We start from the raw sequence: 7,882 nt of genomic DNA on the forward strand, positions 1-7,882 counted from the left end.
ACAAGCTCGTGCTGAGCCAGTCCAACGTCCGGCGCATCAAGGCCGGCATCTCGGTCGAGGAACTGGCCGAAGACATCGCCCGCCGCGGGTTGCTGCAAAGCCTGTGCGTCCGGCCCGTTCTGGCGGATGATGGGTCCGAGACAGGCAAGTTCAAAATACCCGCTGGCGGTAGGCGCTTCCAGGCCCTGTCACTCTTGGTGAAGCAGAAGCGCCTGGCCAAGACGACGCCCATTCCCTGCTTCGTGCGGGATGCGAAGTCCACGATCCTCGCCGAAGACGACTCGCTCGCCGAGAACATGAAGCGCGCTGTCCTGCATCCACTCGATCAGTTCCGCGCCTTCGTGGCGCTGCAGGAGAAGGGTCAGGGCGACGAAGAGATCGCAACCGCCTTCTTCGTCAGGCCGCAGGTGATCAAACAGCGCTTGAAACTCGCCGTCGTGGCCCCTGCCCTGCTCGAGCTTTATGCCGAGGATGAAATGACGCTGGAGCAGCTGATGGCCTTGACGGTTAACCCGGATCATGAGCGCCAGGTTCAGGTCTGGGAGGCGATCCGCTCGTCCTGGAACAAGGAGCCCTATCAGATCCGGCGGATGCTGACGGAAACCTCGGTGCGGGCATCCGATCGTCGTGCTGTCTTTGTCGGCATCGATGCCTATGAGTCTGCTGGCGGCACCATGTTGCACGACCTCTTCCAGGGCGATGACGGCGGCTGGCTGGAAGACCCCGCCCTGTTCGATCGTCTGGTCAGCGAGAAGCTTCAGGCTGAAGCCGAAGCCATTGCGACCGAAGGTTGGAAATGGATCGAGGTCTCGCTCGACCTGCCCTATGGCTACAGCCACGGTTTGCGGCGGCTGAGCGGAGACCCGGCACCGATGACGGATGACGAAGGCGCGGCCCATGCCAAGCTTCTTGCCGAATACCGGGCGCTCGAAGAGGAATACGAGGGCCAGGATGAATTCCCCGAGGAAGTCGACGCGCGACTTGGCGAGTTGGAAATTGCGATGGAGAAGCTCGAGACTCGGCCGTTGATCTTCGACGATGAAGAGATCGCGCGGGCAGGGGCTTTTGTGACGCTTTATCGCATGGCGAGCTTGTCGTTAATCGCGGCTTTGTCCGGCCCGAGGATGAGCCTCGGGAATACGCTGATGTCTTCAGCTGTGAACCGACAGCAGGGCGCTGAGCTTTCAACGGGGAGTTACGCGGATGGTATCGGCCACGGTACGGAAATCACTTCTGCTGGTCAAGCGCTTGGCGCGAACGCACGCGACGACGAGGACGATGGTGCGTTGAAGCCCTTGCCTGAGCCCGTTCCCGACACCGAGCAGGCTGAAGATGCAGATCTTCTTGACTTCATCAGCTCAGACCGGCCAAGGATTAATGACAGGATGACAGTTCGCAAGATTACAATCCAGCGGCTTTCGTCAGGTTCACGCGGAAGCGGTCGCGGCGGCGTTGGTAGCGGCGGGTCATCTGTGCCGAAGCGTGGCCAAGGTGCTTCTGCACATACCGCTCGTCCACCTCGGCCGAACTGGCGAGACCTGCGCGCAGAGAATGGCCAGAGAACAGTGCCAGGCGTTCCTTTTCGGGCAGTTCGGATCGGATGCCGGCGTCCAGGACCGTTCGCTTGATCAGCCGCGCGACATGCTTGTCGTTCAGCCTTGTCTCCAGGGCCTTCTTTCCACCCCGAGTGGTGCCGACAAAGACCGGCCCGAAGTCGATCCTGGCGAAGTGCAACCACTGCTCGAGCGCATGCACAGGGCAGCTGGAGTTAGACGATCCCAGACCGATCTCGACCTCGCGCCAGCCGGTCTTGGCGTTGAGCGTCAGCACGGCGCCGTCGTCGAGGATCTCGATCCAGCCGCCTGAATCGGGCGTGTCGTCCTTTCCGACATCCAGGCTGACGATCTCGGAGCGGCGGAGCCCGCCGGCGTACCCGAGGAGCAGGATGGCGCGGTCCCTGAGCCCGCGCAGGTCGTAGGGCAGGGTGGCGACCATCGCGAGGATGTCCTCGGCCAGGATCGCTTCCTTCTGCACCGGCGGACGGGCGTGTTTGCGTTTGATCCCGGCCAGCACTGTTGCGATGTGGCGGTTCTTACGATCGAGGACAAAGCCGCGTTGCGCATAGTTCCAGGCAAGGCCGGAGAGGCGACGTTCGATGGTACTGACCGATAGGGCAGGGGAGGGGCCCGCTCCGGACGCCAGGTCTGCGAGATAAAGCCCGATCATTTCAGGCGACGGGGGCAGAGGCTCCGCGCCCTTCATCCGACACCACCGCGCGAAATGCGCCCAATCCTTGGCATAGGCTTTCAGCGTATTGTCAGAAGCTGCGGCGCGCGCATAATCTCGGGCGGCGTCGACCAGGCGATCAAGGCTGCCGGATCCCGCGACGTGGGCGGGTAGGGAGATGTCGTCGCTTTTTTCTTGATCGCTGTCGCCGTTCTGAGCGATACAAAACGCACCAGAGTTTGATGATGTCGACTTCTCTGTCGGTCTGCCGGTATTCGTGAGACTGCGGTCCATTTGTTTTCAAGGCTTTGCCGGTACTTCGTTTTCGATATTGAGTCGGAATTCATGAGACTGTACATGGATGTGAGTCACTATTCGTGAGACTACACAGCATCCGTGCGTCGCTCAAGTCATGTCCGATAATCCCGCAGCTGACCAAGACTGGGAAGAAGCCGAGTTTCGCGCAAGAGTGCTTGCCGAGCTGCCGGAACAGCTCACCGAAGGTGACGTTGATTGGGCGATGCGACAGTTGGATATCAGCCGGGCGACGGTCTATCGTTTAGCGAGGCAGTTCCGGGAAAATGCGCGGACCAGTGCGCTCCTGCCAAATACGTCGGGCCGCAAACCGGGCATGCTGCCCTTGGACCCGGCGGTGGAGGCGATTGTGGTCCACCATTTCAAAGGCTTCTATGCCACCCGCCGCAAACCGACCAAGACCCGGTTCTGGCGCGAGGTTGCAGCCGATTGCCGATCGCAGGGACTGGCACCTCCTTCGATCAGGCGCCTTGGCCGCTGGCTGGATCTGAAGGATCAGGCAAAACTCATGGCCAGGCGGGAGGGGAAGGACAAGGCGGAGCGCCGCCACCTTGCCACGCCCGGAACGCTCACTGCGGCCCACCCGCTCGACATCGTCCAGATCGATCATACCAAGGTCGATGTGACGGTAGTCGATCCAGTGACCCGGCGCCCGCTTGGCCGGCCGACGCTGACCGTGGCGATAGATGTGAATAGCCGCATGATTTTGGGGTTTCACCTGTCTCTGGAACCGCCCTCGCTTCTTTCCGTTGCGCTTTGCGTGACCCATGCGGTGATGGACAAGTCGCACTGGCTGGCGGCGCGCGGGATCAATACAGGCTGGCCCACGCAGGGCATTCCCAAGGCGATCTACGTTGACAACGGCGCGGAATTCCATGCCCGTGCCTTCGGACACGCCTGCGCCGAGTACCAGATCGATCTGCGGTACCGCCCGCCCGGCACACCGCGCTATGGCGGCCATATCGAGCGCCTGATCGGCACCATGATGGGCGCAGTGCATCTGTTGCCGGGCTCGCATTTCTCGAACATCTTCGAACGTGGCGATCTCGACGCCGAGGCTGAGGCGGTGATGACGCTCGACGAGTTGGAAACCTGGTTGGCGCTCGAAATCACCGGCTCCTACCACGCGCGCATTCACAGCGCCTTGGAAACTACGCCCTCAGCGGCCTGGGAGCTGCGTGCCGGCGAACCCAAGGTCCGCATGCCCGCCGATCTGCGTCAGTTCCTGGTCGATTTTCTGCCTTCGGAGCAGCGTGTGCTTCAACGCGACGGTTTTCACCTCTTCCACATCCGCTACTGGTCGAACGAGCTGCGCTGGCTGATGGGCCAGGAAACCCGCAAATACACGTTAAAATACGACCCACGCGATCTCTCGCGTATCTTCGTTCTGACCGAGGACGGCATCATTGAGGCCCGGCCCGCGGACCTGACGCGACCTGCAATCACGCTCTGGGAACACCGCGCGGCGCGGAGGGCCTTGCGGGAGGCCGGTCGCCGGTCGGTAGACGAGGAGCTCATCTTTCGGACGATCGAGGCGCAGCGCGATCTCGTCGATAGCGCCGCGCGGCAGACCAAGGCGATACGACGCCACCAGGCCCGGCGGGCGCATCTCGACCAACGCCCGATAATCGATGTGACGCCTGGGCCAGATGCGCCCGAAGCGCTTCCTGCGCCGGAAAACAAGGGCAATGCGCTGAAAGATCACCCGGGCTTCTATGTCGAGGAGTGGTACGATGACGACTGAGTTTCCGCATCTCTATCCGAACGCAGGCAGGATTGCCGCTCTCAGCGCCGAGGAACGCATCCTGCGCATCCGTGCCGACCGATGGGTGTCCTATCCCCGGGCGGAGGCGGCGCTCGCCAAGCTGGAAACCCTGCTGTCCTTCCCGGAGCGCGCCCGGATGCCAAACCTGCTCCTGGTCGGTGAAAGCGGCATGGGCAAGACCATGATCATCGAGAAATTCACGCGCGATCACCCCTCAAGCTTCGACGACACCAGCGGGCGGCTCAACATGCCGGTCGTCGCGGTGCAGATGGTCTCAGGCCCGGATGAGACAAGGTTCTACCGCCGGATTCTGGCTGCAATCGGGGCCCCGGAACCTCCCCGTGCCACGCTTGCCGTTCTTGAAAGCCTGGCTCTGCGGCTGCTCACCGAGTTGCGCCCTCATATGCTGGTGATCGACGAAATCCATAGCCTACAGGCGGGCACGATACGCGAGCAGGCACGGTTCCTGAACATGCTGCGATTTCTGGGCAACGAGCTGCGCGCTCCTCTCGTTTGTGTCGGCACCGCCCAGGCCCGTAATGCGCTGCGCACCGATGACCAGCTGGTGCGCCGTTTTGAGGCGTTCGGCCTGCCGCCCTGGCAGGACGGGGCCGATTTCACCGGGCTGATGAGCACGCTCATGCGCAGCCTGCCGCTCCGGCGCGAAAGCGAGATCGGCGAGAAGGCGCTCTCGCGGATGATCAAGGTGACCGGCGGCATCACCTCGGGGATATTTTCCATCATGTGTCAGCTGGCAATCTCCGCCATCGCAAGCGGCGAGGAACGCATCCTCTCGCGTGACATTCTGGGTGGTGACAGGTTGCAGGTGGTCTTGGGAGAGCCGGTGTGATCGGGCAGGGCCTTCTGCCGGTGGTGTTCCCACCCGAGGCGGACGAGCGCCTATCTTCCTGGATCGCCCGCATGGCGCCGTTCTACGCGATGACAGTACCGGAGTTTCTGGCCGAGCTTGGCTTGTCCGGCCGCGATGTGTTCGATCTGGAATGGCGAATGTCGGAAGGGGAGGGGGCTCGGATCGAGGCCCGAACCGGGCTTTCGTCCCAGGTCGTGCAGGGGGTGACGTTCGGTGAACTGATTCCGGAGGCCCGGATGATGATCCGCAGGAACCGGTATCACTGCCCGATGTGTCCCGCCGACGTGCAGAGCAAGTCCGCGGCTCTTCCGTGGGTTTTTCGGTGTCCTGTCCATGGTTCTGATTATCAGGGTACGACAGGCGAGGCGCTGCCTGTTGTGCTGGGTGCAAAACGGATGGCGACAGCGGACGCGCCCGCAAAGGTCGGGGCTGCTGTTCTCGATGCGTGGGTTCAGGGACTCGGTCAGGGGGATTTGGGGCCAGTCGAGATACTGGCCCTTCTGACAACACGACACCGCCGAGCCTCGCCCCCATCTCTTTCCGAGCAACCGCGCATGTCGTTGCAGACCCGGCGCGACTACCATGACTTCCTCACGACGCCGATTATCCGCCAGGCGCTGACGGTTGTCGTTCCAGAGTATGACGAGGTTGCGCCAGTCCTGGCCAAACCCGTGCGTCCCGGCCTGCACGCTTTGGCGCAGGGCTCACTTCTACAGGGTTTCGCATTGACGGTGGGGATCGGTCGGGTTGTCGGAAACCCGGTCGACCAAGCGATCTCCATCTTGCTGAAGAGCGACGTGGACGGGCAGGTGCGGGTTCGCGAGGCGCTTGCGACATGGCCTCTCTCGTTGAGGAGACGTATCTCAGCCCGGCTCTGGCGTGCTCAACGCGACGAGAGAGAGCGTCAGAATGCTGCAAAGCCCAAGAAACGTCGCCAGTCTCACGAATTCCGACTCTACCAGTCTCATGAATACCGCTCCAGAATCTCATGAACCCCGGTTCGTTTTTCAGGGAAGTGCTTGAATCTCATGAATTCCGGTCATCCGACAATCTCTGGTGCGTTTTGGTCATGCTTGTGAGCATATCTTTTTATGTCCGATAATGCAAACTTATTGGACATATCTGAACGTCGCAGAGTGGGGCGGTTTATACATCATATTGTAGACCAAAGCGCCGCGAGAGACTAGTGTTGTGGTATGACATACCAGCCGACAGCCATCTCGAACGACTTGGACAAGTTACCGCACCTGCCGGGCTGGGTCACCTCAGGACGTGCGGAAACCCTTGAAACTGTGGCCTTTCGGTCGGGAGCGGCGCTGACGGTGCTCGATTATCTAGTCGGTGATCCCAGGCATGGTGTGCCCGTGAAGCTGCTCGCCAACCGGCTGGCGCTAAGCGCCGCAACGGCGACCTCGAAACTGGAAGGGCGGCTGGCGCGGGAGGCGGACATCCGCGACGCTTTCCATCTGACGCCGCCAGGCGAAGCACGGGGTCCGGATGGCGATCTTTTGGTGTTCTGGCGCGAAGGCGTCCGGCTTCGTGCAGGCCGGACGGGCGAGATCGCCGACTTCGTTGGCGCGGAGTTCGCGGGCGAGCTGGGCGCTTGGCTCGACGTGGGATTGGAGCGCGCACGGACCCATGGTCCGTTGTCGGGTTGCGTCGCCGCCCTGCGCGCCGTGCTCGAAGTCGACGACCGGGCAGAGCGCACCGCCTGCCTGCTCTCGGATGTCGTCCTGGCGAGGGCGCTGAACTGGAAGCAGGTGCTATCCGTGACTGCGCAGCGTTTGACAAAGGCGGTTCTGCGCGACCTGACCGCAGAAGGGCAGGGGGCCGATCTCGCAGTCGAGGTGCGGATCCTCGAGGCTATCGAAGAGTCGATCCGGGTGGCGCGGGATCTGGCCCGACGCGCCGAGGCCCTTCGCGCCGTTGCGCCGAAGCTGCGGGCCAAAGGGTCGGACGCGGCGGTCGAGCTGTTCCTGACCGAAGATGCGGTAACCCCGGCGTCGATGCTGTCGCCGCGTATTCGCGGGACCTCGATCTCCATGACCGATCGCGCCGCGCGGCGGTTCTGCGATCGGCTGGTGGAGCTTGAAGTGGCACGAGAACTGACCGGGCGGCCGACCTTCCGACTCTACGGGATCGCATCATGACGGTCGCGACCCGGAAGCAGAAACCGGCGGAGGAGGTCGGCGCCGTCTTTGACCGGGATCTGGACGACCTGCCGCAGGAGCTGCGCTGGCGCGAATGGATGGGGCGGATCGAAGCGGTGCTGTTCTCCAGCGCCTCGCCGGTCGGACGTGAGGATCTTGCGGGTGTAGTGGGCCAGGGGGCCTCGGTCGAGATGTTGATCGAGGACATCCAGGCCGAGTTGACCGGCCGCCCCTACGAGCTGGTACAGGTAGCTGGCGGGTGGATGTTCCGGACCAGGGGCCAGTTCGCGGACGCGATCAAGGCCGCCGCTGATCTTGGTGAGCAGTCGTTGGCCTTCACCGAAATGGAGATGGGCGTGCTCTGCGCGATCGCCTATCACCAGCCGATCGACCGGGCGGGGCTGGCCGACATCTTCGGCAAGGAGGTCAGCCGCGATCTTCTGGCCCGGCTGCGCTATAATACCACAGGCGATGACGTCTGACTCATCTGGGATGTTTGGGCTTCCCGATGCGCCGTTGATCTGATTCCATGGTGGGCAAAGGAGTTTCCGATGC

General features: G+C 62.5%; 5 protein-coding genes and 2 pseudogenes. 6 read left to right on the forward strand and 1 reads right to left on the reverse strand.

What is annotated here, in order from left to right; all coding sequences use genetic code 11:
* Nucleotides 1-8: 8 nt before the first annotated feature.
* A pseudogene (locus MRY75_RS08620) lies at nucleotides 9-212 on the forward strand (ParB/Srx family N-terminal domain-containing protein); the annotation flags it as partial.
* A gap of 1,189 nt (nucleotides 213-1,401) precedes the next feature.
* Here MRY75_RS08620 and MRY75_RS08625 read toward each other — a convergent pair.
* Nucleotides 1,402-2,520, reverse strand: a complete 1,119-nt coding sequence (locus tag MRY75_RS08625; protein WP_292306977.1) for a tyrosine-type recombinase/integrase — start codon at nucleotides 2,518-2,520, stop codon at nucleotides 1,402-1,404.
* A 118-nt stretch (nucleotides 2,521-2,638) separates the two neighbouring features.
* Here MRY75_RS08625 and MRY75_RS08630 point away from each other — a divergent pair, with 118 nt between their 5' ends.
* The 5 genes and pseudogenes from MRY75_RS08630 to MRY75_RS08650 all read left to right on the forward strand — a co-directional run.
* Nucleotides 2,639-4,285 (forward strand): Mu transposase C-terminal domain-containing protein, encoded by a 1,647-nt coding sequence (locus MRY75_RS08630; RefSeq protein WP_292306978.1) that lies wholly within the window; start codon nucleotides 2,639-2,641, stop codon nucleotides 4,283-4,285.
* Nucleotides 4,275-5,156, forward strand: coding sequence for a TniB family NTP-binding protein (locus MRY75_RS08635; protein WP_292306980.1), 882 nt, complete (start codon nucleotides 4,275-4,277; stop codon nucleotides 5,154-5,156). The genes MRY75_RS08630 and MRY75_RS08635 overlap by 11 nt, the downstream gene beginning before the upstream one ends.
* On the forward strand, nucleotides 5,153-6,169 hold the full coding sequence (locus MRY75_RS08640) for a TniQ family protein (protein WP_292306981.1): 1,017 nt from the start codon (nucleotides 5,153-5,155) through the stop codon (nucleotides 6,167-6,169). The genes MRY75_RS08635 and MRY75_RS08640 overlap by 4 nt, the downstream gene beginning before the upstream one ends.
* Before the next feature lie 204 nt (nucleotides 6,170-6,373).
* Nucleotides 6,374-7,327: a DUF1403 family protein gene (locus tag MRY75_RS08645; protein WP_292306983.1), complete on the forward strand. Its 954-nt coding sequence runs from the start codon at nucleotides 6,374-6,376 to the stop codon at nucleotides 7,325-7,327.
* Nucleotides 7,324-7,779 (forward strand): annotated as a pseudogene (locus MRY75_RS08650) (SMC-Scp complex subunit ScpB); the annotation flags it as partial. The gene MRY75_RS08645 and the pseudogene MRY75_RS08650, both read left to right, overlap by 4 nt.
* Nucleotides 7,780-7,882: the final 103 nt, after the last annotated feature.

The sequence above is a fragment of the Marivita sp. genome, assembly GCF_022763305.1.
Taxonomy (GTDB): Bacteria; Pseudomonadota; Alphaproteobacteria; order Rhodobacterales; family Rhodobacteraceae; genus Marivita.